Consider the following 658-nt stretch of genomic DNA (forward strand, 5'->3'; position numbering starts at 1 on the left):
GGCACGATGGCGGCGGTGGGGGCGAGCGCCGAGCAGGTGGCGGCGGCGCTCGACGCGGCGGGTCCGGGCGGGCACGCGGACGTCGTGCTCGCCAACCGCAACACCCCCGAGCAGACGGTCGTATCGGGCCCCGGCCCGGCGATCGAGGCCGCCACGGCGATACTGACGGCGGCCGGCCTGTCGGTCCGCGCGCTGCCGGTGGCCTGTGCGTTCCACAGCCCGGTCGTCGCGGCGGCGGCCGAAACCCTCGCCGCCGCGCTGGAGACCGTGGACATCGGGCTCCCCCGGCTCCCGGTGTGGTCCAACACGACGGCCGGCCGATATCCGGATTCCCCGGGCGGCATCCGCGCACTGATGGCCCGTCAGGTCGCCGAACCGGTGCGGTTCGCCGAACAGATCGAGGCGATGTACGCGGCCGGGGTACGGGTGTTCGTCGAGGCCGGCCCCGGCCGCGCGCTCACCGGGATGGTCCGGACAATCCTCGGCGACCGCCCGTACACCGCCGTGGCGTGCGACGTGCCCGGCGAGGAGGGCGTGGGCCGACTGCTCACCGCACTGGCCGAACTGGCCGTCGCGGGCGTCCCGGTGGACGTCGCGGCGTTGCTCGCGGGTCGGGTGAGCGGCGCCGACGTCGCGCCCGGGCCGCGACCGGCGTGGT

At 76.6% G+C, this 658-nt stretch carries 1 protein-coding gene; it reads left to right on the forward strand.

The window, feature by feature from the left end; genetic code table 11:
* Positions 1 to 658 (forward strand): acyltransferase domain-containing protein (locus tag GT354_RS02785; protein WP_161354548.1); only part of this gene is annotated, 658 nt, incomplete at both ends.

The sequence above is a fragment of the Streptomyces sp. SID3343 genome (assembly GCF_009865215.1).
Taxonomy (GTDB): Bacteria; Actinomycetota; Actinomycetes; order Streptomycetales; family Streptomycetaceae; genus Embleya.